General features: G+C 68.7%; 26 protein-coding genes, 3 pseudogenes and 1 CRISPR repeat array. Of the genes and pseudogenes, 12 read left to right on the top strand and 17 right to left on the bottom strand.

The window, feature by feature from the left end; genetic code table 11:
• Entirely contained in the window at window positions 1-336 is a 336-nt protein-coding gene (locus ACS04_RS20510) for a hypothetical protein (RefSeq protein ID WP_048478117.1), read from the bottom strand.
• Window positions 337-580: 244 nt separating this feature from the next.
• Window positions 581-778: a hypothetical protein gene (locus ACS04_RS20505; protein WP_245236471.1), complete on the bottom strand. Its 198-nt coding sequence runs from the start codon at window positions 776-778 to the stop codon at window positions 581-583.
• 120 nt (window positions 779-898) lie between these two features.
• Here ACS04_RS20505 and ACS04_RS40060 point away from each other — a divergent pair.
• Window positions 899-1,117, top strand: a pseudogene (locus ACS04_RS40060) (helix-turn-helix transcriptional regulator); the annotation flags it as partial.
• Window positions 1,118-1,516: 399 nt separating this feature from the next.
• A complete protein-coding gene (locus tag ACS04_RS20500; protein WP_245236475.1) occupies window positions 1,517-3,838 on the top strand; it encodes a tetratricopeptide repeat protein in 2,322 nt (773 codons plus the stop codon).
• A gap of 279 nt (window positions 3,839-4,117) precedes the next feature.
• On the opposite strand, the gene ACS04_RS20495 is transcribed toward ACS04_RS20500, so the two are convergent.
• Window positions 4,118-4,477 carry a hypothetical protein gene (locus tag ACS04_RS20495; protein ID WP_048478114.1) on the bottom strand — a complete coding sequence of 120 codons (360 nt, stop codon included), beginning with the start codon at window positions 4,475-4,477 and terminating at the stop codon, window positions 4,118-4,120.
• Window positions 4,478-4,766: 289 nt separating this feature from the next.
• Here ACS04_RS20495 and ACS04_RS20490 point away from each other — a divergent pair, with 289 nt between their 5' ends.
• The 5 genes from ACS04_RS20490 to ACS04_RS20470 all read left to right on the top strand — a co-directional run bounded on the left by ACS04_RS20490 (window position 4,767) and on the right by ACS04_RS20470 (window position 7,895).
• Window positions 4,767-5,951: a hypothetical protein gene (locus ACS04_RS20490; RefSeq protein WP_053080856.1), complete on the top strand. Its 1,185-nt coding sequence runs from the start codon at window positions 4,767-4,769 to the stop codon at window positions 5,949-5,951.
• A gap of 56 nt (window positions 5,952-6,007) precedes the next feature.
• On the top strand, window positions 6,008-6,265 hold the full coding sequence (locus ACS04_RS20485) for a hypothetical protein (protein ID WP_048478113.1): 258 nt from the start codon (window positions 6,008-6,010) through the stop codon (window positions 6,263-6,265).
• A gap of 97 nt (window positions 6,266-6,362) precedes the next feature.
• Complete coding sequence (locus ACS04_RS20480; RefSeq protein ID WP_245236470.1) at window positions 6,363-6,671, top strand: hypothetical protein; 309 nt, start codon at window positions 6,363-6,365, stop codon at window positions 6,669-6,671.
• A gap of 163 nt (window positions 6,672-6,834) precedes the next feature.
• Window positions 6,835-7,491 carry a DUF6000 family protein gene (locus ACS04_RS20475; RefSeq protein ID WP_245236469.1) on the top strand — a complete coding sequence of 219 codons (657 nt, stop codon included), beginning with the start codon at window positions 6,835-6,837 and terminating at the stop codon, window positions 7,489-7,491.
• 2 nt (window positions 7,492-7,493) lie between these two features.
• Window positions 7,494-7,895: a DUF5958 family protein gene (locus tag ACS04_RS20470; RefSeq protein ID WP_048478110.1), complete on the top strand. Its 402-nt coding sequence runs from the start codon at window positions 7,494-7,496 to the stop codon at window positions 7,893-7,895.
• Between the two features lie 69 nt (window positions 7,896-7,964).
• Here ACS04_RS20470 and ACS04_RS20465 read toward each other — a convergent pair whose 3' ends face one another.
• The 5 genes from ACS04_RS20465 to ACS04_RS20445 form a co-directional block, all read right to left on the bottom strand.
• The gene (locus ACS04_RS20465; RefSeq protein WP_158977377.1) at window positions 7,965-8,423 is read right to left on the bottom strand and encodes a DUF6233 domain-containing protein; all 459 of its coding nucleotides are present in this window, start codon (window positions 8,421-8,423) and stop codon (window positions 7,965-7,967) included.
• Between the two features lie 124 nt (window positions 8,424-8,547).
• Window positions 8,548-8,796 carry a hypothetical protein gene (locus tag ACS04_RS20460; protein ID WP_048478108.1) on the bottom strand — a complete coding sequence of 83 codons (249 nt, stop codon included), beginning with the start codon at window positions 8,794-8,796 and terminating at the stop codon, window positions 8,548-8,550.
• 369 nt (window positions 8,797-9,165) lie between these two features.
• Window positions 9,166-9,789: a hypothetical protein gene (locus ACS04_RS20455; RefSeq protein WP_048478107.1), complete on the bottom strand. Its 624-nt coding sequence runs from the start codon at window positions 9,787-9,789 to the stop codon at window positions 9,166-9,168.
• Between the two features lie 81 nt (window positions 9,790-9,870).
• Window positions 9,871-10,200: a hypothetical protein gene (locus ACS04_RS20450; RefSeq protein WP_048478106.1), complete on the bottom strand. Its 330-nt coding sequence runs from the start codon at window positions 10,198-10,200 to the stop codon at window positions 9,871-9,873.
• A gap of 139 nt (window positions 10,201-10,339) precedes the next feature.
• Entirely contained in the window at window positions 10,340-10,681 is a 342-nt protein-coding gene (locus ACS04_RS20445) for a hypothetical protein (protein ID WP_048478105.1), read from the bottom strand.
• A gap of 271 nt (window positions 10,682-10,952) precedes the next feature.
• Between ACS04_RS20445 and ACS04_RS20440 the strand changes: the two genes are divergently transcribed.
• Window positions 10,953-12,506, top strand: a complete 1,554-nt coding sequence (locus tag ACS04_RS20440) for an ISL3 family transposase (protein ID WP_048478104.1) — start codon at window positions 10,953-10,955, stop codon at window positions 12,504-12,506.
• A gap of 482 nt (window positions 12,507-12,988) precedes the next feature.
• On the opposite strand, the gene ACS04_RS20435 is transcribed toward ACS04_RS20440, so the two are convergent.
• The 4 genes from ACS04_RS20435 to ACS04_RS20420 form a co-directional block, all read right to left on the bottom strand.
• Window positions 12,989-13,699 carry a type 1 glutamine amidotransferase domain-containing protein gene (locus ACS04_RS20435; protein ID WP_048478103.1) on the bottom strand — a complete coding sequence of 237 codons (711 nt, stop codon included), beginning with the start codon at window positions 13,697-13,699 and terminating at the stop codon, window positions 12,989-12,991.
• 69 nt (window positions 13,700-13,768) lie between these two features.
• Window positions 13,769-15,355 (bottom strand): succinic semialdehyde dehydrogenase, encoded by a 1,587-nt coding sequence (locus tag ACS04_RS20430; RefSeq protein ID WP_048478102.1) that lies wholly within the window; start codon window positions 15,353-15,355, stop codon window positions 13,769-13,771.
• A 7-nt stretch (window positions 15,356-15,362) separates the two neighbouring features.
• Window positions 15,363-16,289 carry an acetoacetate decarboxylase family protein gene (locus ACS04_RS20425; RefSeq protein WP_048478101.1) on the bottom strand — a complete coding sequence of 309 codons (927 nt, stop codon included), beginning with the start codon at window positions 16,287-16,289 and terminating at the stop codon, window positions 15,363-15,365.
• A gap of 106 nt (window positions 16,290-16,395) precedes the next feature.
• On the bottom strand, window positions 16,396-16,971 hold the full coding sequence (locus ACS04_RS20420; protein WP_048478100.1) for a TetR/AcrR family transcriptional regulator: 576 nt from the start codon (window positions 16,969-16,971) through the stop codon (window positions 16,396-16,398).
• Window positions 16,972-17,180: 209 nt separating this feature from the next.
• Between ACS04_RS20420 and ACS04_RS20415 the strand changes: the two genes are divergently transcribed.
• Window positions 17,181-18,101: an NAD-dependent epimerase/dehydratase family protein gene (locus ACS04_RS20415; RefSeq protein WP_048478099.1), complete on the top strand. Its 921-nt coding sequence runs from the start codon at window positions 17,181-17,183 to the stop codon at window positions 18,099-18,101.
• Here the strand turns inward: ACS04_RS20415 and ACS04_RS20410 are convergent.
• Both ACS04_RS20410 and ACS04_RS20405 read right to left on the bottom strand, forming a co-directional pair.
• Window positions 18,065-19,150: a GlxA family transcriptional regulator gene (locus tag ACS04_RS20410; RefSeq protein ID WP_078865038.1), complete on the bottom strand. Its 1,086-nt coding sequence runs from the start codon at window positions 19,148-19,150 to the stop codon at window positions 18,065-18,067. The genes ACS04_RS20415 and ACS04_RS20410 overlap by 37 nt on opposite strands.
• A 78-nt stretch (window positions 19,151-19,228) precedes the next feature.
• Window positions 19,229-20,203 (bottom strand): alpha/beta hydrolase, encoded by a 975-nt coding sequence (locus ACS04_RS20405; RefSeq protein ID WP_048478098.1) that lies wholly within the window; start codon window positions 20,201-20,203, stop codon window positions 19,229-19,231.
• Between the two features lie 495 nt (window positions 20,204-20,698).
• On the opposite strand from ACS04_RS20405, the pseudogene ACS04_RS20400 reads away from it, so the two are divergent.
• Both ACS04_RS20400 and ACS04_RS20395 read left to right on the top strand, forming a co-directional pair.
• A pseudogene (locus ACS04_RS20400) lies at window positions 20,699-21,241 on the top strand (transposase); the annotation flags it as partial.
• A 52-nt stretch (window positions 21,242-21,293) separates the two neighbouring features.
• Complete coding sequence (locus ACS04_RS20395; protein ID WP_048478096.1) at window positions 21,294-22,454, top strand: IS30 family transposase; 1,161 nt, start codon at window positions 21,294-21,296, stop codon at window positions 22,452-22,454.
• Window positions 22,455-22,483: 29 nt separating this feature from the next.
• On the opposite strand, the pseudogene ACS04_RS36410 reads toward ACS04_RS20395, so the two are convergent.
• From ACS04_RS36410 to ACS04_RS38255, 3 genes and pseudogenes are all read right to left on the bottom strand, one after another.
• Window positions 22,484-22,993, bottom strand: a pseudogene (locus tag ACS04_RS36410) (transposase); the annotation flags it as partial.
• A gap of 117 nt (window positions 22,994-23,110) precedes the next feature.
• A complete protein-coding gene (locus ACS04_RS20390) occupies window positions 23,111-23,803 on the bottom strand; it encodes a helix-turn-helix domain-containing protein (protein WP_048478095.1) in 693 nt (230 codons plus the stop codon).
• A 13-nt stretch (window positions 23,804-23,816) separates the two neighbouring features.
• Window positions 23,817-24,041: a hypothetical protein gene (locus ACS04_RS38255; protein WP_158977374.1), complete on the bottom strand. Its 225-nt coding sequence runs from the start codon at window positions 24,039-24,041 to the stop codon at window positions 23,817-23,819.
• Window positions 24,042-24,946: 905 nt separating this feature from the next.
• Window positions 24,947-25,706: a CRISPR direct-repeat array (repeat unit 28 nt; unit sequence GTCGCCCCCGCGCCTGCGGGGATCGTCC).
• A gap of 59 nt (window positions 25,707-25,765) precedes the next feature.
• On the opposite strand from ACS04_RS38255, the gene ACS04_RS40455 reads away from it, so the two are divergent.
• On the top strand, window positions 25,766-26,006 hold a 241-nt coding region (locus ACS04_RS40455), incomplete at its 3' end, for an HD domain-containing protein (protein ID WP_425337827.1).

The following is a 26,006-nucleotide window of genomic DNA, read 5'->3' as shown; positions in this document are numbered from 1 at the left end:
TCAGGTCCTCCGGTTGCGGGGTCGGCCGTTGCGTTCCAGCACGACACCGAGCTGCGAGGGCTGCATCGCGGCGGCGATGCCGATGGCCCGGCGGTTGGCGTTCGGGCTGGTGGCGTCAGCCGCCGCGATGTGGCGCTCGCGGGACAGCGTCAGGTGGGCGATGAGCCGACTGAGCAGGCTAGTAGAGGCGATGAGCTCGTCGAAGTCCTCGGCCTTGGGGTCGATGACGGCACGGCTGTTCGTGAGGCCGTCGTACAGGGCGACGGCGACGTCCTCGGGAAGCTCGACGGTCTGAGACCCACCGGAGACGTCGGGCAGGTCGAAGGTGATCCGCATGAAGCAGGAATCCTCCACAGGAAGGCGATGTATGAAAAACTACACCTGTAGTAATTCATACACAAGAAGCCGAGGTGGGTCTGTCATTCCACGACCAGCACCGGGTCTCAGTGAGCTTGGCGAACGTGCGCTCAACTTGGCGAACCACCAGAACGTCTCGCCGACGAACGCGCGAGTTGGGGTGCCGGTAAGAAGCTTGTCACCAGCCGCAAAACGGGGGCACTGGGACGAGCAGGGCCGGTCGTCAGGTGAGGAGGGGGGTGAGGGTGCCTGCTACGACGGCGCCGAGGGTGACGACTGCCGCAAAGGTGGCAGCGGCGCGGGTGAGGGCCGTGGGGTAGCTGGCACTGTCCATGCGGGCCAGCTTGCCCGCACCGGCGGCGGCCAGCAGGGCGACGACTATCACGAATGCGGTGGTGAGCAGAACGACGGCGACAGTCACGGCAATCTCCCGTTATTGGGTGGGGTGTTGACGTGGTCGAAGGTCGCGGATTCCGTGTTCGCCGAGGTTCGCCGGTAGGAAGATGAACACCGGCGAACACGACGGTCCTGGGGGCGCACCGTGCACGACGAGTACAACGGCCAGAATCCGGCGCTGACCGAGCTGCGGGAGAGACTTAAGGGCGGGATGGCCCGCATGCGGCTGAACCAGACGGATCTCGCCAAGCGTGCCGGGCTGGGGCGCACGACGGTGTCGGAGGCACTCTCGCCCGCGAAGCCTGCCCCCTCGCCCGAGACGGTGGCGGCCCTGGCCCGTGCGCTGCAGCTGTCAGTGGAGGAGCTGCGGGAGTTGCGACGGAGCGCGGCCGAGGAGACCAGGGATGGGGTGCGGTCGGTGCCAGGCCGTCCGATCGGTAAGTGGGATCCGCACGACCTGGAGGTCCACCCGGCCGGGCCCACTGACACAGCCTCCGGGCCCGGGAGGTCGGGGGCCCGGACGATGCCCGGGTATGTGCAGCGCGAGCACGACCGGGTAATGGCCCAGGTGGTAAAGGATGCCGCAGCGGGCCGCAGCGGGGCCGTGGTGTTGGTGGGTGGTTCCTCAACGGGGAAGACACGGGCGTGCTGGGAGGCCGTACAGCCGCTCGCGGAGCGGGGGTGGCGGCTGTGGCATCCATTCGACCCGACCCGCGCCCAAAACGCCCTTCAAGACCTGCCGCGCGTCGCGCCACACACCGTGGTGTGGCTGAACGAAGCCCAGCACTACCTCGGCAACCGCTCGGCAGGTGAGCAGATCGCGGCGGCCGTGCACCAGCTGCTGGTGACCGCGGAGTGCGCGCCGGTCCTGGTGCTGGGCACGCTCTGGCCCGAGTACGCCTCCCGGTACACAGCCCTGCCCGCGCCAGGGGAAGAGGACCCACACAGCCGGGTGCGGGAGTTACTGGCCGGCCGGACGCTGACAGTTCCTGAGGCCTTCGACGCTCCGGCGCTGGCCGCCGCGGCCGCTCTTGCCGAGAGCGGGGACCGGCTCCTGGACGACGCCCTGAGTCGTGCGGGCACCGACGGGCAGGTTACCCAGGACCTCGCCGGTGCCCCCGAACTCCTCAACTGCTACCGGCATGCGACTCCGGCCGCCGCAGCGATCCTGGAAGCGGCGATGGACGCCCGCCGACTCGGTGTCGGCCTCCATCTCCCCCAGGCCTTCCTCACCGACGCCGCCACCGACTACCTCACCGACACCGACTACGACCACCTCAGCGACGACTGGGCCGAGCAGGTCTTCGCCGAACTCGCCGCCCTCGTCCACGGCAAACAGGCCCCCTTGCGCCGCACCACCCCCCGCACCCGGCGACGTCCTCCCGCCCCGTCCCCGGCCGTTCACGGCCCGGCCCCCTCAACCGCGGGACCTGTGTTCCGACTCGCCGACTACCTCGAACAACACGGCCGCACCAGCCGCAGGCACCTGTGCCCGCCCGCGTCGTTCTGGCACGCCGCCCATACCCACCTCACCGACCCCGACGACCTCGGCAACCTCGTCCGTGCGGCCGAGGACCGGCACCGCATGCAATGGGCCCACTCCCTCCGCCACCGCGCCGCTGACCACGGCAACATCGGTGCTTTTCACCACTTGGCCGCTATGCAGGAGCAGGCCGGGGACCGGGAGGGTGCCGAAGCCATGGCACGGCAGGCCGCCGCCGACCACGACAACACCAGTGTCCTGCTTGACCTGGCCCGGATGCGGGAGAAGGCTGGTAACCGGGAGGGTGCCGAAGAACTACTCCGGCAGGCCGCCGACCACGGCGACACCAACCCCCTGTACCACCTGGCCAGGATGCGGGAGAAGGCCGGGGACTCGGAGGGTGCCAAGGTCTTTGCAGGGCAGGCCGCCGACCACGGCAACAGCGACGCCTTGTACCTCCTGGCCAGGATGCGGGAGGAGGACGCCGGGGACTTGAAGGGTGCCGAAGCACTGCTCCGGCAGGCCGCCGACCACGACAACACCCGTGCCCTGGTTGACCTGGCCTACATGCGGGAGGAGGCCGGGGACTCAGAGGCTGCCGAAGCACTGCTCTGGCAGGCCGACGACCTCGGCAACACCCATGCCCTTGGTTGTTTGGCCAGGTTGCGGGGGCGGGCTGGGGATCGGGAGGGTGCTGAAGCCCTGGCATGGGAGGCCGCCGACCTCGACGACACCGGTCCCCTGTATGACCTGGCCCGGATGCGGGAGGAGGCCGGGGACCAGGCGGGTGCCGAAGCCCTGGCACGGCAGGCCGCCGACCGAGGCAACAGCGGCATCCTGGTTCACCTGGCCAGGATGCGAGAGAAGGCCGGGGACCGGGAGAGTGCCGAAACCATGGCACGGCAGGCCGCCGCCGACCACGACAACACCACTGCCCTGCTTGACCTGGCCGTGATCCGGGAGCGAGCCGGGGACCGGGAGGGTGCCGAAGCGCCGCTCCGACTGGCCGCCGACCTCGGCAACAGCGACGCCTTGTACCGCCTGGCCAGGATGCGGGAGCTGGCCGGGGACTCGGAGGGTGCCAAGGTCTTTGCAGGGCAGGCCGCCGACCACGGCAACAGCGACGCCTTGTACTGGCTGGCCGGGATGCGGGAGAAGGCCGGGGACTTGAAGGGTGCCGAGGCCCTGGTGCGGCAGGCCGCCGACCACGGCAACGACAACGCCCTGTGCTCCCTGGTCCTGCTGCGGGAGGAGGCCGGTGATCGGGAGGGTGCCGAGGCCCTGGCGCGGCAGGCCGCCGACCACGGCAGCACCGGTGCCCTGTGGCACCTGGTCTTGCTGCGGGAGGAGGCCGGTGATCGGGAGGGTGCCGAGGCCCTGGCGCGGCAGGGCGCCAACCTCGGCAGCCCCGACGTCCTGTCCGACCTGGCCTGGATGCGGGAGGAGGCCGGTGATCGGGAGGGTGCCGAGGCCCTGGCGCGGCAGGCCGCCGACCACGGCAGCACCCACGCCCTGCCCCGTCTGGAGGAGAAGCCGAGAATCTTCACCCGGCTGTGGCCATACGGCCTGGACCCAGACGGCACACCTACAACCTCATGGTGAGCGTCCGTATCGAGAGCGCAACAGACACGTACCGCCCGGAACATCGTAGGGACGCCGCCGTTTGCGGCTGGTGACAGAGGCCTTACTGGTACTCCGAGCTGCAAGGCGGAACCGTCCGTCTCCTCGATTCGCCATGATCAGCCGAACCCTCTGGCCCGTTGTCGTCCCAGCGGACTTGGCGAACCGCATGTCACGACCACCCCGCCTCGCCACCTTCACCGGATCGGACAGCCGGACCGAGATCCCGGCCCCAGCCCGGTTGGCGGTCCGACGTTCCAGTCACAGGGCGCCGCGCTCTATGTACGCCGATACGCGCTCAGCCGCGTAGGTGCCGTCCGGCAGCACCGCGTCGGTCAACTCGAACTGCTCCCGCTTGCCTGCGGGGCCGCTCCAGGTGACCCGGATGCCGGCGGGGCGGCTGCTGGGCAAGTGGACGGGCTGGCCGTCGGCTGCCCGGGCTCCGAGCAGGGTGTAGGTGCGGACCGGCCGTACGGCCTCGCCGACCGCGATGGCCGGGGCCGCGCCGGGGCCGGCCTGGTTCCGGCGCCGCCGGAGCCAGCCCCAGGCTGCGGCCCCCGCCAGCAGCGTGAGGCCGCCCAGGGTCTCCGCGGTCCAGCCGGTGAGCACGTCGGTGAGCATGGTGGTGTCCTGTCTCTGTGTGATGACGGGCGGAGCATGAAGAGCCGCGCACTGACGTCGCGTCCTGGGCGGCACAGTGCGGGTGCGGGGGATTAGCAACGCAACCCCCCCTCAGCTCCACGCCATTTGAGCGGACGAGCTCCGAGGTGACCCGGCGGAGGTAGGGGGGCTCTAACGGGGCGCCACCGCTACGTCATGGGGTAGCCCTTTGGCTTCAGTTCCGCGGGGAGTCACCGGATGAGGTGAAAGCTCGGTCATGGCCCGGAGAGGCGTCGGTACCTTCCCTGGCATGTCCACTGACACCCCGAGCTCGGCCGATCAGCTGCTGATCGACCACGCGCACCGCCACGGCTTCACCGTGACCGCGAAGATGCTGGAGGTCTGGAGAAGCCGCCGCCTGCTGCCCGGCAATGTCCCCGGCGGAGGCCTGGGCCGAGGCAGGGGCAGCACCTCCACCCCCGCGCCCGAGAGCTTCGACCTCGTCCTCGGCCTCGCCCATCACGCCGGCCGCGGCAAGCGCCCGGCCGACGTGGCACTGCTCCTGTTCGACGAAGAGCTCCCCGTACCCGAGCAGACGGTACGGGCCGCCTTCACCGCCGCGGTGGACACCCTCACCGTCCCCGGCGACGACGACCCGGACACCGACCCGGACCAACGGCTCGACGACCTCGCCGACCACATCGCAGACACCGGCCTGACAATGACCCTGGTCCCCGCCCGGGCCCGGCGGATCGACGAAGGCATCGCCCGCCTCGCCCGCGCCGCCGGACACACCTGGCCCCCGCCCGAGCTCGCTGCCTTCGACGAGAACCCCGGCCCGTCGGCCGCCACGCCCAAGGATGCCGCGCTGACCTCTGCTGCCGCAGTCATCACGGGGACGATGTCCATGGAGGACATCGGCGACATGCTCCGCGCAATGAACCCCACCGCCACGGCCAACCCGATCGCCTCCCTGGTCGAGACCACCCGTAACGACGCTCCCGAGGCTGCCGACGCGGTCCTCACCGAGGACAACCATCTGGCTCTCGGCCCCGTGCGCGATGCCCGCGACCATCTGCGCGACCTGGCCACCACGGCCTCACTGGAGGACCTCGCACGGGCCTGGAAGGCCACGGAGCGTGTACGTCAGTGGGCCCTGGACCTGAGCACACGGGTCGAGGAAGAACTTGCCGCCGGGCACGCGGGCGAGGCCGCCCGCGAGTGGCTGATGAGTCGCTTCACGGCCGCCCCGGCCCTGCTCAGCACGCTGAAGGACCGCGACTGGCCACCAACCCAGCACGCCCTCGACACCTTGATGCTGCTCTACCAGCTCGGGGAGTTCCGGCGGCTCGACCAGCGCATTCCCAGCGGCCAGTGGCACCTCCTCGCCACCGAGGGCATGATGCCGCCACCCGTCCGCGAGCTCCTCCAGGACCTCATCAGCCAGAAGGCGGCCGCTGCCCGGTCGGGGGTCGATGTCAGACCGGCCTCGTAGCGTCGAAGGCGAGGCCCCGGACCGGACGGGACCCCGGAGGACCGAGGGAGCGGGCCATGGGCGAGATCAGCATCGAGCGACAGCACCTTGACCACCTGCTGGCCGACAGCGCGAGCACGTACGGAGCCCCCTACCAGCGGGCCTTCGCCGAGCTCGCCGCAGCGAACCGAGGCCGGCCCGTCGCCGAGATCCTCCCGCTGCTGCGCCGGGCCGCCGACGATGCGCTGCTCGGCTTCACGGATGGGGACCTCCGGGAACAGGCACAGGCGATCAGTACGGGCCAACCGTACGTCCTACGCGTCACGGTGGCCTGACCACGACCGTGCCACCGCGCGCGTCTGCCCCCCATCACTCGGCGGCCAGGCCTTACGCCGGTCGCGACCGGTGCGGGCGAGGGCGTCGGTGAGCTGGGTGTGGAGGAACATCTCCGTCGGCACCTGCGCCCGCGCCTACGGCACCGCATGCATCCACGAGCACGCCTGCGTCCGCTGCTCCCTCCTGCGCCCCGACCCTGCCCAGCGCGGCCGGCTGGTGGAGATCCGCGACAACCTGCTCGACCGGATCGCCGAAGCCGAGCGGGAAGGCTGGCTCGGTGAGATCGAAGGTCTCCGGGTAAGCCTCGCCGGCGCCGAATCCAAGATCGGCCAGATCGACTCGGCGGCATCAGGCGGGCCCGTGCTGCTCGGCCTGCCGACGCCGAGAGCGGACCGACACGGGTGATCAGGTCGCAGGCAGGGAAGAAGCGGCAAGCACGGCACAGCAGGTCAAAGGTGGTGATCCATGATGGCCAGACCCGTATGGACCGGGATCGTCAGCTTCGGACTCGTCTCTTCTCTGAACCAGTAACTACGGTCCCGTGAGGCAGTCGGCAAACCTGTGGCACATGCGTACCGTCCCCGGCCAGGATGTGGCTATGCGTGATGTCCGGAGCGATACCGAGTTGCAGGGTCTGGTTCGGCGGTTCGTCACGCCCGATCGGCGATACCTTCGGTTGGGCGGGAGCGTGTTTCGGTTGAGCCCGGTCGAGCGCTCCGCGTTCGTGCGGGATCTGGCTCAGGCTGCGTACGAAGTCACTCCAGCGGAGCTCGGCGTCCTCTTCGAGGGCGGATGGCGCGAGCGCAAGACCGCCGCCTGGCTGGTTGCTGTGGCCCACAGGTCCGAGTTCCGCCAGCTCATCGGCCGGCTCCTGTTGGCCAGCGAGGGGCCGTATGCGGGCGCGGCATACTGCGTCGCCCTTGCGAAGTTCGGTACTGCAGCGGATGCCGAACTGCTCAGCGCATACCTTGATCACTACTTGTCGCGCCCCGACCTCGACTACGACCAGGCAGTCGTCCTTGGGACGCTGCTGTACCTCGATGAGATTCTCGGCTCCGAGTACGCGACACGGTTCCTTACCCCGGCCGGTCCCTGGGACCGATGGCTCGAAGTCCGGGCCGTGGCGGCTCTCGACCCGCATGACTGTCGACAGGCCGTTGGGCAACTGTGCGCTTTCGTCGACGAGACCGCTGAGGTATTCGCCTCGCTGGCCTGCGGGAGCTGATCATGACCGAGCGGGACATCGTCCTCAACGAACTGGCCCAAGGCCTGCGCCTGATGTCACAGGGCATCGAGTGGTTCGACACCCACGGCCCGGAGGAGCAGGCCGAGATACTCCTGTTCCTGCGCCACCACTGCGTGCAAGCGCGCGCCGTCACCGAAGACGGACCGGAGAGCATACGACGTGCCGGGCTGCGCCCGACGCACACCCCTGCGGTCTTGATCACCTGCGGCCCGATCGACCAGCAACTGGGGAAGATCGCCGGCCTCACCCCTGTCGACGAACGACGCAAGGCGTTCCGGCTACTGGTCGAGGTCCTCGCGGTCGCAGACGAACGGCGCCGCGAACGCTTCTGCTCCGGCGGATGCGGTCACTGGTGGCACAACCTGGCCGTCGCCGACGGGTGAGGGCGATTCCCCCGCCGCTGGCCCCCGCCCCGGGACTCCATGTGATGCAAGACGGACTGACGGCAGTGTTCATGCACTCGTGTCGTCGGCGGCGGAACCGATCACCGCGCTCAGCATCTGGTGGGCGTCGCACACGTCGCAGGCGCTGGCGATGGGGTCGCGCGCGACCATGATCCGGGCCTCGTCGGTCGAGAGCTGTCCCCCCGTCCCGCCGGAGATGGCCCAGCAGCCGGGGCGGTGCAGGCGTACCCCCGGGCCGGCGCCCGGCACGTTGGAGGGGCGCCGTACGCGTTCCCCGATCCACATCTCCGTGCCGGCCTCGACCGGTTGGCCCAGGGCCGTCAGCGCGGGTGCGGCCGGGGCCGGTGCGGGGGTGGGGTGCTGGCGGCGCAGCAGCGGGACGTTGGCGTACGAGGTCCCCGGGACGGGCCGTACGCGGTCGCTGGGCACGTCGACCTCGATGAGGTCCTCGGTCAGGTCCTGGCCGGTGCTGGCGGTGCGGCTGGCCCACGCGCGCAGGGCGACCACGTACACCCACCGTCCGGCGTCGGTCTGCCACCGGCGGACCAGGCGCCCACCGACCTCGCCGTCGGGAAGGAGAACGCGGACGGGTGGGAGCCGACCGGGGGGTTGGCGGTTCGGGCGGGATCGCTCACGGTCGGGTGCGGGCGAGCCGCTCGTCCTGGGTGCGGGCGGTGCGGCGCAGCTCGGCGGCGCCGGTCCGCCACTGGGCTGGAGAGGCCCAGTACGGGTGGGTGGCAAGGCGGAGGTCCAGGAGGACCAGGGCGCGCCGCAGGGCGGCCGTGCCGGCTCCGGCGGGGGTGTGCGCGAGCTGGGCGCAAGTCTCCTCCCGCGTCTTCTGGAGGGCGAGGAGGTCGGCGGGGAAGCGGTGCGGTGTCACCCTCTAACTAAAACACGTGTTCGAATCCGAGTGCGAGTGCCTTCCCGGGTGGGTCAGCGGCCGGCTGTGACTGAGCGGGAAAGTTGGTTCTGGCCACGCTTCCGTGACGGGTACGCCAGCAGGGGGAATTGCGGTCCCGTCCGGTCACGGTTCGCAAGCCGTAGGCAACCTGCATGTGACGCTAACTGCCTGACCTGCGGACATGCAAAAGCCCTCACCATGAGGATGACGGCGCTGGCAGGTGGGGCGGACACGGACGGGAACGTTCAACCGCTCTGCCGTCCGTGTCACAAGTCCAAGACGCGCGAGGACTTCGGGGCTCAGGATCCGCCGTTCTGACCCCCGCTTCTCAAGGGCGCAGACACCGAATCAACTTGCGGTGCCCGAAAGGTGCAACCTGTATTGCATCGATGAGGTGAGGTCGACCTCCGACACCATTTCAAGGAACATCTTGTCATGCGAGAGCGATCGTTGCGCAGCGTACGTTTCCGGGCTGGCGCCGGAGTCGTTCACGAAGGGCAGGGAAGCCGGAATGTACTTCCCTCCACTGACGACGATCACGGGCTGATCGTCCACGTAGCGCAGGCTGAGTGCGCCGATGTCCTCGGAGCTGACCTTGTCTGCGGGGATGAGCGCCCGTCCGGTTGCTTCAGGCGGGAGATCGAGAAAGTCCGGTTGCAGGAGATATAGGTCGCTTACCTCACTCTCCGCGAAAAGCCCCTGGGGCGGAAGCAAATACGCCTCTAGAGCTTCTAGTTCGCTCCGAGCCCGGTAGCTCGCTACATGGTTGCCTTCATTCGCCACGGAAAGACTTACGGGAATGTACTTCCCGCCTTTGACGACGATGACGGGCTGACCGTCCGTGTAGCGCAGGCTGAGCGTCCCGATGTCCTCGGGGTTGACCTTTTCCGCCGGGATGAGCGTGGGTTCGGTCGCCGCGGGCTTGTACTGGACCGGGGCCGGTCCCTTGGCGTCGGGCGTGGTTTCAGACATGACTGTCTCCCGCTGTTGGTGAGGGTGTGGGTTTCGGGCACGGACGGGAAGGCTCAACCGCTCTGCCGTCCGTGTCACCGCTCAACTGCCGTAAAGATCATCGGCCTCTGAGGGGACGGCGTCGGGAAACTTGAAAGAGTTCCCCAAAAGTCCACGTGCTCCGGCTTCCGTGGGGGAACCAGCCGCGTACACCGCAACAGCGTCCCCGGACCCGTCGACAACCGTCAGTCCAGCTGGCAGGGCCGTCCCGCCGCTGACTACGACCACGGGCTGACCGTCGCGGTACTCAATGGACAGCGTCCCGATGTCCTCAGGCTTGACCTGGTCGGCCGGGATGAGCGTGGGTTCGGTTGCTTCGGGCTTGTACTGGACCGGGGCCGGTCCCTTGGCGTCGGGCGTGGTCTCGGACATGGCTGTCTCCTATGTTGGTGAGGGTTGGGGCGGACGCGGACGGGAACGTTCAACCGCTCTGCCGTCCGTGTCATCGACTTAAGACACGCGAGGACTTCAGGTACAAGGCCGTGCTGACTCAGCCCTCAAGCAGGGTGCCCTAGGTGCCGTAGGCATCATGGAAGGTCACGTTCGTCCCGTCGTATTGCAACGCAAATTCGCCACTGCCGTAGTTGCTATCGGCGGAAAGTTTGAAATCCACAAAGCCGCGCGCTTCTCGTGCTGCGACAGGCGGCCGGTCCGCATGGACCACCGTGATCCGAGTGGGGATGAACGTCCCACCTCTGACAACGAGCACGGGCACACCCTCGCGGTACTCGATCGCCAGCGTGCCCCTGTCCTCGGGGTCGACCTGGTCGGCCGGAATGAGCACGGGTTCGGTTGCTTGGGGCGTGAGCTGGACCGGAGCCGGTCCCTTCGAGTTGGGCGTGGTCTCGGACATGGCGTCTCCTCGCTGGCCGGCTCCCTGCCCACCTGGTCAGACGTGGCAGTACGCAGCGTTACTGATCAACGACTCTCGGCGGAACGGCCTGGAATCGGCAGGGTGGCGCGAAAGTTGCGGTCATTGCCAGTCCGTTCACGGTTCGCCAACCGATAGGCCGTGAAACCGCAGTGAGAACCACTTGGTCGCCGTCTTCCGGTGACGATGCCTGAGTTCGCCCGAGGGTTCGGCTCCGGCATGCAGGACCGTTCCTCCCGGGGATGACGTCCTCATGGAGACAAAAACGCTTCGCGACGTGCTCTTCCCGGGTCTGGATCTCGCAGTGCGCCAGGTCACGGTCGTGAACGACGACTTGATGGTCGACGCGAACGGATGCGGGCCGCCAGGAGGATGTCCCGCGTGTCAGCATCCCGCCGCACGGGTCCACAGCCGGTACTGGCGTCACATAGCCGGGCTACCCGTCGGCGGACGCCGGCTGATCGTCCGTCTCCGTGTGCGTCGGTTCTTCTGCGATCAGCCCCGATGCCCGCGTCGGACTTTCGTGGAACAGGTGGTCGGCCTGACCGAGCCGCGGCGCCGTTCTTCGATGGCGGCGCGGTCGGCGATGCGATCGGTCGCGGTGGAGCTCGGCGGCCGCCCGGGCGCACGTCTCTGCGCAAAGCTGCGGCTCTACGGCCGGCGGGCATCCCTCCTGGGTGAGTTGACTGCTCCGTCTGTGCCAGCGCGGGCTCCACGGGTCCTCGGCATCGACGAGTTCGCCTTCCGCAAGGGCCGGACGTACGGAACCGTCCTCGTCGACGTCGAGTCCTCCCGGCCGGTGGATGTGTTGCCGGACCGAGAGACCAGCACGGTTACCGCATGGCTCCAGGAGCACCCCGGCGCCGAGATCATCTGCCGGGACCGGCTGATGGCATTCACCAAAGCCATCAGACAGGCTGCCCCCGACGCCCTGGAGGTGGCAGATCGCTGGCACCTCCTCCAGAACCTCTCCACGGCCGTCGAGAAAACCTGCCGCCGGCACCGCGGCTGTCTCCGACAATCTGCCGGACCAGGGACGAGCCCACCACTGGCTGCACCAGAGACTCCCCTCCTGGGCCGGATCCGACAACGCCACGCTGAGGTCAATGAGCTCGCCGCCACCGGTCTGCCGCTCAGCGCCATCGGCCGCCTACTGCGGCTGGACCGCAAGACAGTCCGGCGCTACCGGAACAAGGATCTTGAAGATCTCCTCGCCTCAGCTCAGGACCGCGGCCACGGCGTCCTCGACCCCTACATGGAGCACATCCAACAACGTTTCCATGCAGGCTGCACCAGCCCGATGCGGCTCTACCGCGAGGTCCTCGACCTCGGCTACACCGGCGGCTACCACGTCGTGCACCGCTACGTAGTGACCATCCGGAAAGGCATCGCGGCCCCCGCACGCTCGATCACTACCCGCCCTCGCGACATCACCTCATGGATCATGCGCCCCGAGGAGTCACTCAGCACGTCCGACATGGCCCGGCTCGACGCTGTGCGAAGTGCCTGCCCGGAGATCGCCCTGGCCTGTGACCTTGCGCGGGAGTTCACCGACATGCTCCGCCAACGCCGCGGACACCTGCTGCGGGACTGGATCCAGAAGGCCGAGCTGGGCGGCCCCGACACCATCGGCATCTTCGCCGCCTCCATCCGCCAAGACCTCCACGCCGTTACCGCCGGCCTCACCTTGCCCTACAGCTCCGGGATCATCGAAGGCCACGTCAACCGAATCAAAACAATCAAGCGGCAGATGTACGGCAGAGCCTCATTCGCCCTACTCAGAGCACGCATCCTCCTGCAGGCGTAGCCATCACGGAAGCGCGGTCAGAACCAACTATCCCGCCAGTCACACCGGCGCGGCGAGCGTGGTGGTGGGAGGCTGGACGTGTAGGGTCTCCCAGCTCGCGGCATTGGGTGTCCCGTTGACCAGCAGCTCCTCCTCAGTCTGAAGTTGAGGCCACTGACGGCCTGTCTCACGACCGCGTCATTTCCTCGTTCGCTTCGTTGCGCTGGGCGCAGGTCGACCGGGCCCGCGCTGAGTCTGTGCGTGAGGCAGGTAATCCGTTGCTGACCATGGTTGCGTCGGAGGACTTCGCAGGGGCGCCGGCTCAGGCCCCCGGTAGGTTGGTGGCGGTACCGGTCTGCCGGGGGAGCGCTGGCGGTCCGGCGAGGCCGACGGTCGCGGACGGGTGGTTGACCGCCCGGCCGTTCTATCGTCGCCGATATGGAGCGCGTCCTTCGGCAACATCCGTCCCGGAACCTTCCGTCACCGGAAGGCTGCGTTTCAAATTACCCTCGCTTCTTCGACGCGTTGCCCTCGATGGCCTCGACGACCTTCTTTGCTGTGGCCTTGGCCGAGCCCGGGTTCTGGCCGGTGACCAGGTTGCCGTCGGTCACGACGTAGGAGACGAACGGCAGTGTCGCCTTCTCGTAGAGCGCGCCGCGCTGCTTGGCCTTCTCCTCGGCGTTGTAGGGGACCAGTTTGTCGACTCGGGCGAGGACCTCCTCGGTCCAGGCGAATCCCGTCATCTTGCGGCCGGCGATGAGGTATGAGCTGTCGGAGAGCCGGGTGTTGAGCAGGCCGCAGTAGCCGTGGCAGACCGAGGAGACGATGCCGCCGCGCTCGTAGATCTCGCGGGTGATGCGCTGCAGGCCCTCGCTGTCGGGGAAGTCGTACATCACCGCGTGACCGCCGGTGAAGTAGATCGCGTCGTACGCGGACGGGTCGATCTGGTCCGGGCTCGCCGTGTTCTCGAGCATGGCCATCTTTCCGGGGTCGGCGTGCCATGCCTTGGCGGTCTTGTCGTAGTTCGGGAATCTCAGTGCACGCGGTTCGAGCGGCACAGGGCCGCCGGCCGGGCTGACGAGCGTCTGCTCGTAGCCGTGCTCCTCGAAGATGTGCCAGGCGTGCGTGAGCTCGGAGAGCCACAGGCCGGTGGTGTGGGACGGGTCGTCGTAGTGGCCGACGTTGGTGACGACGTTGAGGACGCGCTTGGTCATGGCTGATCTTCCCTCGTGCGGACCGGGATGGCGTGGAGGCGGGCCGTCGTAGCTGGAGCCAGTGGTCGGTCAGCGGACGCCCAGGGCACGCAGCGTCTTGAACGCCCGGGTCAGGATCCGCGCCCACTGCTCGTGCTCGACTCTGCTGGGCGGGGTGAAACCCTGGAGGCGCTGGTGGGCGACCGTCTGGGCTTCGGTGTACTTGAGCAGCCCGTCGGCGCCGTGACGGCGGCCGAGGCCCGAGTCGCCCATGCCGCCCATGGGTGCGTCGATGCTGCCCCAGGCGGCGGCGAACGCCTCGTTGACGTTGACGGTGCCGGCGTGCAGCCGTGCCGCGACCTTGCGGGCCTCGGTGCCGTTGCAACCCCAGACGCTTGCGTTGAGGCCATACGGCGTGGCATTGGCCATCGCCACCGCCTCGTCGGCTGACCGGTAGCGGTAGACCGACACCACGGGGCCGAACGTCTCGTGGTCGAACAGCGTCATCTCAGGGGTCACATCGGTCAGGATCGTCGGCTCGTAGAACAGGGGCCCGAGGTCGGGCCGGGCTTTGCCTCCGGCCAGTACGGTCGCGCCCTTCGATACCGCGTCGTCGACGTGCGAGCTGACGGTCTCGAGCTGCGAGGGGGTGGTCAGCGAGCCCATGTCCATCGAGAAGTCGTAGGCCGCACCCAGGCGCATGGCCCGGGCACGGTCGGCGAACGCGGTGACGAACGCGTCGTGGATCTCATCGGCGACGTAGAGCCGTTCGATGGACACGCACAGCTGGCCGGCCGAGGGGAAGCAGGCGGCGACCGCACCGGCGGCGGCCTTCTCGATGTCGGCGTCGGCGAGGACGACCATGGCGTTCTTGCCGCCGAGCTCCAGGGACGCGCCGATCAGCCGCTCACCCGCGTCGCGCGCGATCTGGCGCCCGCTGGCGGTGGAGCCGGTGAACATCATGTAGTCCCCGCCGGCCATGAGCGCGTCTCCGATGGAGCTGCCACGGCCGACCACCATCTGCCAGACGTCGGGTGGCAGGCCGGCCTCGCGCATCAGGGCCAGTGCCCACAGCGCGGTCAGGGCGGTCTGGGTGTCGGGCTTCTGGACGACGGCGTTGCCCGCCATCAGGGCCGGGATGGCGTCGCTGGCGGCCATGCTGAGCGGGTAGTTCCAGGGCGATATGACGGTGACGACGCCCTTGGGGTGGTGCAGCTCGGTGGTGTGGGTCAGCATCGGGATCGCGCCCTTGCGGCGCTTGGGTGAGAGCAGCCGCCGTGCGCTGCGCGCGTAGTAGCGGGCGGTGATCGCGATGTCGCTCACCTCGAGGAACGCGTCACGACGGGTCTTGCCGCTCTCGGCCTGCATCAGGTCGAGGGCTTCCTCCTGCCGCTGGAGGACGAGGTCGTGGAAGCGCAGCATGATGCGCTTGCGGTCGGCCACCGGGGTGGCCGCCCAACCGGCCTGCGCGGCGCGTGCCCGGGCAAAGGCGTCCTGGACGTCGCCGGGGGTGGAGATGGGCAGGTCCGCGAGCGGTGCGCCGGTGTACGGGGAGGTCGTGGTGACCCGCTGGGCGCGAGTACCGGCGGCCACCTGGGCGGCCAGGCGGGCGAGACGGGCCGGCGTCAGCGATGTCGGGAGGCCGGCCTGGAGATGGCTGGTGTTCGTGGTGGTCATCTTGACCTCAGCTCCGGTCCTGGATGGAGGTGGGCACGGGCATGTGCAGCGCCAGCTGGCCCTCGGTGGTGACGTCGAGCTGGATCGTCCGGACCGGCTTGAGGGAGCGCAGGTCGTCGCTCATCCGGCCCTCGCCGAGCTGCAGGTCCAGGCCGCGGGGGAGCCGCGTGGTTCCCGAGGAGAGCATGTTGATCTGGCTGGTCGTGGAGTGCCAGGCGCCTTCGATCGTGGTGTAGGAGGTCAGGGTCGAGACGTGTGCGCCGGTAGGCCGCGCGGTCTGCTTCGGGGTGGGCGCCGACAGAGCGAGGTCAAGGCCGCCCCGCTCGTTGGCGACCCTGGCGGAGGTGCGCGCGGTGTCGATGTCGACGTCGAGCCCGGTGACCCACTTGGGGAACCCGTAGCCGTCGTGGCCACGCACCTGCGCGATCTCGGTGTTGACCGGGAGCGAGAGTACGTAGGAGTGCAGGGAGTCATTCTTGAGCCCGGTGACCAGGTCGAGCAGGCCCAGCCCACCGTGTCGCGCCGGCTTCACGGCGATGCCGACCGCGGCCTCGGTGTAGAAGTCGATGTCGCACACGTCGTACCGGAAGGCCATCACGGAGACGATCCCGAGCCCCGGGGCAAATTCGAGCGGGTCCAGCTCCTGAGGGAGGCGAGCCCGGATCGCCTTGCTCGGCGCGAGCATCGTGAGCCGGGTCGTGGAGATGCGGTAGTAGAAGTTCGGCGTCAGGGTGGGCCCGATGCGGGAGTCCACGCGGCTCTTGGGCATCCGGCGGAAGAAGTCGACACTGCTGACCCGCGGGTCCCGCTCCACCTCGTCGAGGTCGGTGTCCATGCGGAACCGGTCATAGAGGCCGCCTTCGGGGACGGTGATGAGACGCCCTCCGAGAGCGACCTCTACGGTCCGGTCGGTCAGCTTGCCGGTCGATGCCATGAGCCCTCTCCTCCGATGTAAGCGGTGTCAACACCGAGGGTCGCACGACATGTGAGCACCGTCAACACTGGAGAGTGCCAGGCGTGCGCCGGGTGAGCGCCACGCGTCAGGGGCCGACTGACGTGATGGCGAGGAAGGCGCTGCGCACCCGGTCGGCGACCTCCTTGCTCGACCCGGCCTGCAGCTTGCCGTCGAGGTAGAGGCAGGCCAGCCCGTGGGCGAGCCCCCAGCCGGCCGTGGCCAGGGCCGAGGCGTCCGCGTCGGGGAGGACGCGGTCGAGCGCGTCGGCCAGCAGCTCGTGCAGGGCGTCCGCGGCCTTGACCCGCTCGTCGGCGGCGTCGTCGCACGGCTTGCCGAACATCACACGGAACAGGGCCGGGCGCCGCAGCGCGAAGTCGACGTAGGTGACGGCGAACTCGGCCAGGTCCGGGAGTGCGGCGGGCAAATCGCGCCCGCCGCCCAGGTCGGCCAGCAGGTTCCGGAAGCCCTCGACGGCGAGCGCGGACTCCAGGGCGTCGCGGTCCTTGAAGTGGCGATACGGCGCGGTCTGCGACACGCCGGCCCGGCGTGCGACGGCGCGCAGTGAGAAGGGCTCGCCGCTCTCCAGCATCTCCATCGCGGCCGACAGCAGCGCCGCCCGCAGGTCGCCGTGATGGTAGCCACTCTTTTCCAATGTTGACATTGCTTACTTCGTCCTCCTACGCTGTGTTAGCACTGTAAACATAGCTGACGTCCGGTGGAACCAGGTGCCCCCCAGGCTCGATCAACGACCACATCGGCTGGGTTCGCATCCCCGGCCACGTTGGTCGACCGCATCGTCACGTGGCGGTGCGACGCTGCTCGCAGGTGAGCTGTCGCCACCACCCCCGCCATCCACCTCAAGGAGACCCCATGCAGACCGTCCTCGGCGCCGGCGGACCGATCGCCGATGAGCTCGTGAACGAGCTCCACCGCAACCACACCAAGGACATCCGCCTCGTCAGCCGCAAGCCGTCGAAGGTGAACGACACCGACGAGCTCGTGGCCGCAGACCTCACCGACGCCGAGGCCACCAGCCGCGCCGTCGCGGGCAGCGACATCGCCTACCTCACCGTCGGCCTGCCCCTGGACTCGGAACTGTGGGAGCGACAGTTCCCCGCCATGATGCGCAACGTCATCGACGCCTGCGCCGAACACGGCACGAAGCTCGTCTTCTTCGACAACACCTACATGTATCCCGGAACGCCGACGCCTCAGACCGAGTCGACAGCATTCGCGCCGGGCGGACGCAAGGGACGGGTCCGCGGACAGATCGCCACCATGCTGCTTGAGGCCATGCGGGCCGGACGGGTCGAAGCCCTGATCGGCCGCGCGCCCGAGTTCTACGGTCCCGGCCGGACGAAGAGCTACACGAACTCGTTGGTGTTCGACCGGATCAAGGCGGGCAAGCGGCCGTTCGTGCCGGTCGACGCCCAGGCCAAGCGGTCCCTGATCTGGACCCCCGACGCGAGCCGCGCTCTCGCTCTGCTCGGCAACACGCCGGATGCCTACGGCCAGACGTGGCACCTGCCCATCGACCCGGACCGGCAGTCCTACGACCAGCTCATCAAGACCGCCGGCGAGGTCACCGGCCGCAAGATCGGCTACACGGTGCTGCCGATGCTCGCCTTCGGTCTCGGGCGCCGCTTCGTCAAGCCGCTCGACGAGATGTACGAACTGCTCGTCCGCTACCGCGACGACAACATCTTCGACAGCTCGAAATTCGCGGCCCGTTTTCCCGAATTCCAGGTCACGAGCTATCGGGAGGGAGTGGAGCGGATCCTCGCCGGCTGACCCGCCGACGAGTACTCCCGCCGATCGACGCGCGCCACGATGCCGAACCGGCGCCGGTACTCCGACGGCGTCACGCCCGTGGTGCGCTGGAAGAGCCGACGGAAGTTCGACACGTCCAGGTAGCCGACGCTGCGGGAGATCTGGGCGACCGGCTCACTGGTCAGCTCCAGCAGCTCGCGAGCCTTGGCGATGCGCGCCGCCTGGATGTATTCCGTCGCGGTCAGGCCCGTGGCCTCCTTGAACCGCCGCTGGAAGGTGCGCGGGTGCATGGCCGCGGCCCGTGCGAGGTGTTCGACGGAGTGGGGCTCGCGGAGGCAGGCGTGCAGCCGGGCCTGCACCTCACGGATGTCGGTGTCGCCGTGCTGGAGTCGGGGCGTGAACTCCCGGTAGAGGGACTGCCGCCGGCGCGGCGGGTCGGCGAGGACGAAGCGTGCCGTGTGCAGCATGACGCTGGGGCCGAGCATGCGGTCCACGACGGTGAGGCCCAGGTCGACCCACGCCAGGATCCCCGCGGCCGTCATGATGTCGACGTCATCGATCACCATGCGTGAGGCGTCCACCCGAACCTTCGGGTATCGGCGCGCCAGCTCCTCGGCGAACGCCCAGTGAGTCGTGGCGTCCCGGCAGTCGAGCAGGTGCGTCTCGGCGAGGACGAAGACGCCGGCGCACACGGCACAGAGCGTGGTGCCCTCGGACCGGAGGCCGACGAGCCAATCGGTGAACTCGCCGGCCGACGCCATCAGCTCGGGTACGACGAGGCTCGGCGGGATGACGACGTGGCTGAGCCGGTGCGCGAGCTCAGGATGAGTGTCCGAGGTGCACACCATGACCGGCCCGTCGTCGGTGGCGGACACTGCCCAGGTGCTGACCCGGATCACGCTCGGAGGGTCGGCCGACGCCACGGCGAACTCGCTGGCGACACGGAAGATGTCCCTCAGGCCGTGGATCGCCGACACCTGGCACTCGGCGTACTCCAGCAGACCGACCTCACCGACGACCCGCGCTCCGGTCTCGTCGACGTGCGGACCTGTCGCGGTCGGGCTCATCATGTCCTCTCGAAGTCCGTGGTGGGCACAGCGATGGGCGGCAAACCCTGTCGCGTCTGCCGCCCATGTTCATGGATGCGGTCACTGCTGCTGGAGCGCCTCTCGCAGCGCGTCTACGGACAGCTTGCGCGCGACGTTGGTGGCCGGGGTGTCCCGCAGACTGTCCAGCAGCATGAAGTCGTGGACGGTCCCGCTGATGCGGACGGCCGTCACCTTGACGCCGGCCTCACGGAGCTTGTTGGCGTACAGCTCGCCCCCGTCCCGCAGGACGTCGGCCTCCGCCGTGATGACGAGGGCGGGCGGCAGCCCCTCAAGGTCCTCAAGGGTTGCCCGCAGCGGCGAGGCGTACTTCTCCTCGCGCTTGGTCTCGTCGGTCGTGTACGCGTCCCAGAACCACTTCATCCCGTCGCGGGTGAGGTAGTAGTGCTCCGCGAACTGGTGGTAGGACTGCGTGTCGAAGTCCGGCCCGGTCACGGGGTAGAGCAGGATCTGCGCCTTGAGCGCGAGCCCGCCGCGGTCCTTGTTCATCTGCGCGAAGACCGCGGACATGCATCCGCCGACCGACTCGCCGGCCACCGCGACGCGGGAGATGTCGAGACCATGCTCGGCGCTGTTGTCCCGCAGCCACTGACCGACGGCGTAATTCTGCTCGACCTGCGTGGGGTACCCCTTCTCGGGCGCCCAGTCGTAGACCGGGAAGACGCCGGCGGCACCGGCCCCGACAGTGAGCTCGCGGAAGAGCCGGTCGTGGGTCTTGTCGTCGCCGAAGACCCACCCGGCACCATGGATGTAGAAGACCACGGGCAGCGGGCCCGTGGCGCCCTTGGGCTTGATGATGCGGGTGCGGACGGTGCCCCACTGGCCGGCGTCGACGTCGACCCACTCCTCGTCGACGTCCGGGCGCTCGACGCCTTCGCCGCTCTGCAGGTCGCTGAGGATCTTACGCCCCTCCTCGGGCGGCACCTCGTAGATCCGCGGGTGCGGGTCGGTGGCGTCGGCGAGCTCCTTGGCCTCGGGCTCCAGGTACGGCGTGGTGGGGGCTGGAAGGTCGGACATCGCTGATCCTCTCCTCGAATGCCGGTTGCTTGCCTCATCGACGCTACGGACGGTTCGCATCCAGGCCGAGTGCCGCGAACGACTCCCTTCGAGGTGATCGCGACACCCACCCTGAGACGTGGCCCGATGAGCGGAGAATCGGGCGAGCCGAGAACAGGAGCCCCCGGAAGGTGGCGCGACGGGGGCTCTATCCTCAGCAAGCCCCATTCCATGCACAGGCAGCGCCCATGGGCGCTGCCTGTGCATGGAATGGCCATGGTGCATTTCCGGTGGAAGGCTCCCCTTCCCTACAGGGTCCGGCTCATCGGCGTTGATCGCATTCGCTGATGCGGGTGGGAGTGGTGTGCCGCATACACACTGAGCAGGGCCGGCCGTGCCGATCCTGAGTCTTCTGTGCACCATCCTCTGTTCACAGTCGGCGCCGGAATCCTCCTGGTGGGGCGGATCGGGACTGTAAATCGTTCGGTGTAACTCCCGATCAAGGAAGATGCACCGATGACCAGTGAGAACGTGACCGAGGCCGAGACCGTCGTGCCATCTGAGCCGAAGCCGTCGAAGGCGGTGGACGGCCGGCTGATCGACGAGTTGGTTTTCCGGGCTCAGGCCGAGGGCCTGCAGCTGACCGGCGAGGGCGGACTGCTCCAGCAGCTGACGAAGCGGCTGCTGGAGTCCGCCCTGGAAGGCGAGATCACCGACCACCTTGGCTATGACAAGCACGACCCTGCCGGGAAGAACGGAGGCAACTCCCGCAACGGCACCCGCGCCAAGACCGTGCTGACGGACGTCGGTCCGGTGGAGATATCCGTGCCGCGCGACCGGGACGGATCCTTCGAGCCGAAGATCGTCAAGAAGCGGCAGAAGCGCCTGACCGGCGTGGACGAGATGGTCATTTCCCTGTCCGCGAAGGGCCTGACCACAGGCGAAGTCCAGGCCCACCTCGCCGAGGTCCATGGCGCCGAGGTCTCCCGCCAGACGATCTCCACCATCACCGACAAGGTGCTCGATGGCATGGCCGAGTGGCAGAACCGACCGTTGGACTCCGCTTGAGTTCTATCGGTGATTGCGAACGTCTCGGAAGGAGAGCGTTCGGATGCCGAGGTTCGCCCCCAACAAGATGCCGACCACGGTGAAGAAGCGGTACTTCGAGCTACTCAGAGAGGGCTACAAGGGTGCGGCTGCCGCCCGCGTGGTGGGGGTCTCCGCCAGTTGTGGTTCGAACTGGTTCATCGAAGCTGGAAGCATGATCGTCCCCGACCCCGGCCCGATATCCCCGCGCTTCCTCACCCAGGACGACCGTATCGCCATCGCCGACGGACTTCAGGTGAAACAGACCGTCAAGGAGATCGCCGCGTCGATCGGGAAGAGCTTTCAGACCGTCTACCGCGAGATCAAGCGCAACGCGAAGCCGGACGGCAGCTACCACCCCTGGTGGGCCCACAACCAGACTCTGCTGCGGCGCCGGCGCCCGAAGGAAGAGAAGTTCCGTGCCAGCGAGCCGCTACGGACGCTGGTCCGCGAGAAGCTCACGGACAAGTGGTCGCCCCAGCAGATCGCGCGTCATCTGGCCCGCGAGCACGCCCGTGATCCGGCGATGCGAGCCTGCTCGGAAACGATCTACCGGGCCCTGTTCGCCGGCCTCGTCGGCCGCCGCGAGGCCAAGCTCCGCACCGGCCGCACCCGCCGCAAGAAGCAGCGTCGCGGTGTCCCGACCCTGAACAAGATCAAGAACATGACCCTCATCCACGAACGCCCCGCTGAGGTCAACGACCGTGCGGTTCCCGGCCACTGGGAAGGGGACCTGATCATCGGCCGCGGCCAGGGCTCCGCCATCGGCACCCTCGTCGAGCGCACGACCCGCTACGTTCATCTGATCCATCTGCCGCACGGCTGGAAGGCCCCGCAGGTCCGTAACGCGCTCATCACGCAGACAGCGCACATCCCGCCCCAGCTGCGGCGGACCCTCACCTGGGACCAAGGCCGCGAGCTGACCCTGCACGAGGACATCGAGGCGCTGACCGGGTTCCGGATCTACTTCTGCGACCCGCACTCGCCCTGGCAGCGTGGCACCAACGAGAACACGAACGGCCTGCTGCGGCAGTACTTTCCCAAGGGCACCGACCTGTCTGTCCATACCGCCCGGGACCTTCGCCAAGTCGCCTGCCAACTCAACCGCCGCCCCCGCATAGTCTTTGGAGACAAGACCCCGGCCGAGGCCATGCGAGAATGCCTGACAGGCCCATTGACCAGGTGATTCGCAACCACTGATGGAAACCGCCCGCGGTCGAGTGGACGGGCCTGCCACTCGGCCATGCCCTCCATCACCGAATCGGTGATCGTCGAGATGGTCTGCTTGGAGACCTCGGCCCCGTAGACCTCGGCCAGGTGAGCGGAGATCTCGCCGTGGGTCAGGCCCTTCGCCGACAGAGACAGGACCATCTCGTCGACGCCGGTCAGCCGGCGCTGACGCTTTTTCACGATCTGCGGCTCGAACGCTCCCTCCCGGTCCCGCGGCACCTCGATCTCCACCGGGCCGACGTCCGTGATGACGGTCTTGGAGCGTTTCCCGTTCCTCGAGTTCCCGCCGTTCTTGCCCGCAGGATCGTGCCGGTCATAGCCGAGATGGTCCGTCATCTCGCCCTCGAGAGCCGACTCCAGCAGTCGCTTCGTCAGCTGCTGGAGCAGACCACCCTCGCCCGTCAGCTGCAGGCCCTCGGCCTGGGCCCGGGCCACGAGCTCGTTCAGGAACCGGTCATCGACAGCCGCCGGCGAGGCTGCAGCCTCAGGCTCCATAGCTATGTTCTCGCTGGTCACAGGTGCAATCCTCCATGCTCGGAGTTACACCGTTCCTTTTACAGGCCCTTCCTTGCGGGCCTCCTCCACAAAGATGTCCCGCGCGGGGTAACCGGCTCAGGACGCGGTCGGGGGAGTCGTTCCGCTGCCGCTGGTGGTGTTGTCGAACCATGGCGTCAGCCGGGGGTGGGTGATACGGCGTTGAAGCTGGTCCTTCCTGGTCCGGGCCGCATGCCGGTCGCTCGGACGCTGCCGTTTGGCACGTGACCAGGCCTGCAGCCAGCCTGCGTGCTCGGCCGCGGGGACACCCAGGACGGTGAGGAGGGCCTTGAGCTGGGTGCGGGAGCTGGGGAAGCGCTGCCGGTACAGGATCTGATGCGCTGTCGTGCGGGGCACCCTGATGATGCCGGGGCTGTTGCGGGTGCGTTTGTCGATCTCCCGGCAGCTGGGGTTGCCCGCCGTGACGTGCAGACTGTGAAGCGCAGCGCCCAGGGCGGCCGCATCGCGGATCTTCCTGATCCTGGGTGCGGCGGGGCGTAAAGGGCGCCGTTCCTCGACCGCTTCCTCCCACGCCTTCAGGAGCGGGCCGGGCTCGGTGTCGCAGGCGTGCGCGTACGCGATGACCGTCCCCCTCGTGGGCAGGGTCTTGCCGGAAGCGGCGCGCTTCAACGTCGACTCGCTGAACCCCACAGTCCTGCCGGCCATCTGGCTGTAGGTGAGGCCTGCCCTGATCCGCGCGTTGCGGAGCCCTTGGGCGAGAAGCCCAAGCGGCCGGTCCAGGTACGGCAACGGCTGTTCGGGCCGGCCCACCTCTGATCTGCCCTCAGCCGGAGGAGTTGAGGAAGTTACGGACCACCTCGCGGACGGGCATCCCGCCGGCAAGGCGCCCGGACAGCGCACCGGCCGCGCCGGCCCCGGCGACCAGGAGCAGCGCATCGGAGACGGGGGTGCCGGTGGCGGCGAGGACGGTGGCGCAGCACGTGGAGACGGCGACCGCGACGCCCTGACCCGACGGAGCCTTCCGCCGGCCCACTACGGAATGTGACATGGATGATCCCAATCTGCTCGACAGCGTGGCCCCGCGTCCGCGTCGGCCACGCCGTGGGTCCGGGGACGTGAAGTCCCCCCGGTTCCAACCTTGTTGATGTCCCACTGCGTCTGGCGCCGCCGTGAGACGAGAGCATCCTGGCACCCCCGCGCACACCCCCACCGCCCACGCGCCCTGTTTGGTTCACGCCTGTCCCGCCCCACACGGCAGCGCCCCAGCCGCTCAGTAGACTCATCCGATTGACCGGATAGTCATTCACCTGCGAGAACGGAAACCCGAACACCCCCTCTGGCCAGGGTCAGGAGTGTGGGCGGTCAGGCGGAGGGGGATTGGCTCGTACGCGTCCCGCAGGTCCTTGCCCTACCCTGCGCCCGACTGCGACCATCGACGCGACGCCAGGGGCACCCCCTTGGCGGCTGACCCTGATCTGCTACCGGTTCCAACCGCGGCACCCCCAGGGGCAAATCCGCACGATCGTGCTGGCGCACGAGCGTGCCATCGGAGCCGGCGCCCCTTGGGGCCCGGCTCCTGGCATACCCGGCTCACTACGGGGTCTGCAACATCGCCCCTCCGCCACCCCGCGCTCGCGGGGATCGTCCCGCGTGGGTCAAGGCTGGCCGCTCGCTCCACCAGTGGCCCCCGCGCCCGCGGGTATCCTCCCGTTCGCCATGGTGACGAGTGAGGGAGTCAGCTTTTGGACCCCGCGCCCCGGGGATAGCCCGATCCACACGATCAGCCGGGCCGGGTGGTGGATGTGCACCCGGCGCGCCCGAGGGGTGGGTCAGGGATCCAGAACTATCCGGCCGCTGTCGAGTAGGTCGTCCCCGCGCCCGATCTCCGCCTGTACTGAAAAGCAACCAAATGAAAATAGCTACCTTGGCCGATAGAATCCCAGTTCAGAAAGCGTCGCCCCCGCGCCTGCGGGGATCGTCCTCCGATCAGCCCGCGCCGGACGAGGATCGCTCGGTCGCCCCCGCGCCTGCGGGGATCGTCCGGGCTGTCGGCTGAGGAGCGGGCGCTCATGGAGGTCGCCCCCGCGCCTGCGGGGATCGTCCAGACGACGCTCCTCGACGGCATCCTGGCCGCATGTCGCCCCCGCGCCTGCGGGGATCGTCCGGAAGACCTCCTCTACCTGCGGATCAACGCGGTGTCGCCCCCGCGCCTGCGGGGATCGTCCGTTCATCGGCGCCAAGATCACGACCGTCTTCACGTCGCCCCCGCGCCTGCGGGGATCGTCCTGGTTCCCGCGTGAACGTGTGCGCACCGACCACGTCGCCCCCGCGCCTGCGGGGATCGTCCGTTGGTTTCCCCGGCCGTGCGGACGCCGGAGCCGTCGCCCCCGCGCCTGCGGGGATCGTCCGTTCGCGTTCGTAGCGCTCGTAGGGGCCGGCGAGTCGCCCCCGCGCCTGCGGGGATCGTCCGAGGATCGCGCTCGCCGCGGCGCGGGCCTCGGTGTCGCCCCCGCGCCTGCGGGGATCGTCCGCGCTGATGGACCGGAAAGCCACCGGGCAACGCGTCGCCCCCGCGCCTGCGGGGATCGTCCCCGAGCCGCCATCACCACCGCCGCCGCGATCACGTCGCCCCCGCGCCTGCGGGGATCGTCTGGACGCCCACGGCGACTTCCGGCACGGCCACTGGTCGCCCCCGCGCCCGCAGGGATCGGTCCGTCAGTCGGGAGGACGTGCAGGTCGGGCGCGGTTGTCAGTGGTGGCTTCTAGTCTCTGGTGTTCTTCGGTGGAGCGTGTGGAGGCGCGGTGGATTTAGGGGAGTTGCAGGAGCGGTACGGCGTTGCTGCTGCGGGGGCTTTGGGGGTGTTGTGGGGCAAGTCGCGTGAGCGGGCGGGGGGTAGTACGGCCCTGTTGTTAGGGCATCTTCTGGATACGGCTGCGGTGGGCGAGTTGCTGTGGGACGGCATGCTTGCTCCCTCGACACGGTCGGCTCTGGATGGGGTCACCGGCGGGCCGG

The organism is Streptomyces roseus (assembly GCF_001044425.1).
GTDB classification, from domain to species: Bacteria; Actinomycetota; Actinomycetes; order Streptomycetales; family Streptomycetaceae; genus Streptomyces; species Streptomyces roseus.
The sequence above is the reverse complement of the archived record's forward strand: the minus strand, read 5'-3'. Positions and strand labels throughout refer to the sequence as shown.

Coding starts and splice junctions, on each gene's coding strand:
- ACS04_RS20495 (WP_048478114.1), bottom strand. CDS start 4,477: ATGCTCACCGACGTGCTCACCGGCTGGACCGCGGAGACCCTGGGCGGC.
- ACS04_RS20420 (WP_048478100.1), bottom strand. CDS start 16,971: ATGTCAACATTGGAAAAGAGTGGCTACCATCACGGCGACCTGCGGGCG.
- ACS04_RS20415 (WP_048478099.1), top strand. CDS start 17,181: ATGCAGACCGTCCTCGGCGCCGGCGGACCGATCGCCGATGAGCTCGTG.
- ACS04_RS20450 (WP_048478106.1), bottom strand. CDS start 10,200: ATGTCCGAGACCACGCCCGACGCCAAGGGACCGGCCCCGGTCCAGTAC.
- ACS04_RS20510 (WP_048478117.1), bottom strand. CDS start 336: ATGCGGATCACCTTCGACCTGCCCGACGTCTCCGGTGGGTCTCAGACC.
- ACS04_RS38255 (WP_158977374.1), bottom strand. CDS start 24,041: ATGTCACATTCCGTAGTGGGCCGGCGGAAGGCTCCGTCGGGTCAGGGC.
- ACS04_RS20470 (WP_048478110.1), top strand. CDS start 7,494: ATGACCGAGCGGGACATCGTCCTCAACGAACTGGCCCAAGGCCTGCGC.
- ACS04_RS20485 (WP_048478113.1), top strand. CDS start 6,008: ATGGGCGAGATCAGCATCGAGCGACAGCACCTTGACCACCTGCTGGCC.
- ACS04_RS20475 (WP_245236469.1), top strand. CDS start 6,835: ATGCGTACCGTCCCCGGCCAGGATGTGGCTATGCGTGATGTCCGGAGC.
- ACS04_RS20405 (WP_048478098.1), bottom strand. CDS start 20,203: ATGTCCGACCTTCCAGCCCCCACCACGCCGTACCTGGAGCCCGAGGCC.
- ACS04_RS20455 (WP_048478107.1), bottom strand. CDS start 9,789: ATGTCTGAAACCACGCCCGACGCCAAGGGACCGGCCCCGGTCCAGTAC.
- ACS04_RS20395 (WP_048478096.1), top strand. CDS start 21,294: ATGCCGAGGTTCGCCCCCAACAAGATGCCGACCACGGTGAAGAAGCGG.
- ACS04_RS20445 (WP_048478105.1), bottom strand. CDS start 10,681: ATGTCCGAGACCACGCCCAACTCGAAGGGACCGGCTCCGGTCCAGCTC.
- ACS04_RS20440 (WP_048478104.1), top strand. CDS start 10,953: ATGGAGACAAAAACGCTTCGCGACGTGCTCTTCCCGGGTCTGGATCTC.
- ACS04_RS20435 (WP_048478103.1), bottom strand. CDS start 13,699: ATGACCAAGCGCGTCCTCAACGTCGTCACCAACGTCGGCCACTACGAC.
- ACS04_RS20425 (WP_048478101.1), bottom strand. CDS start 16,289: ATGGCATCGACCGGCAAGCTGACCGACCGGACCGTAGAGGTCGCTCTC.
- ACS04_RS20410 (WP_078865038.1), bottom strand. CDS start 19,150: ATGATGAGCCCGACCGCGACAGGTCCGCACGTCGACGAGACCGGAGCG.
- ACS04_RS20430 (WP_048478102.1), bottom strand. CDS start 15,355: ATGACCACCACGAACACCAGCCATCTCCAGGCCGGCCTCCCGACATCG.
- ACS04_RS20490 (WP_053080856.1), top strand. CDS start 4,767: ATGTCCACTGACACCCCGAGCTCGGCCGATCAGCTGCTGATCGACCAC.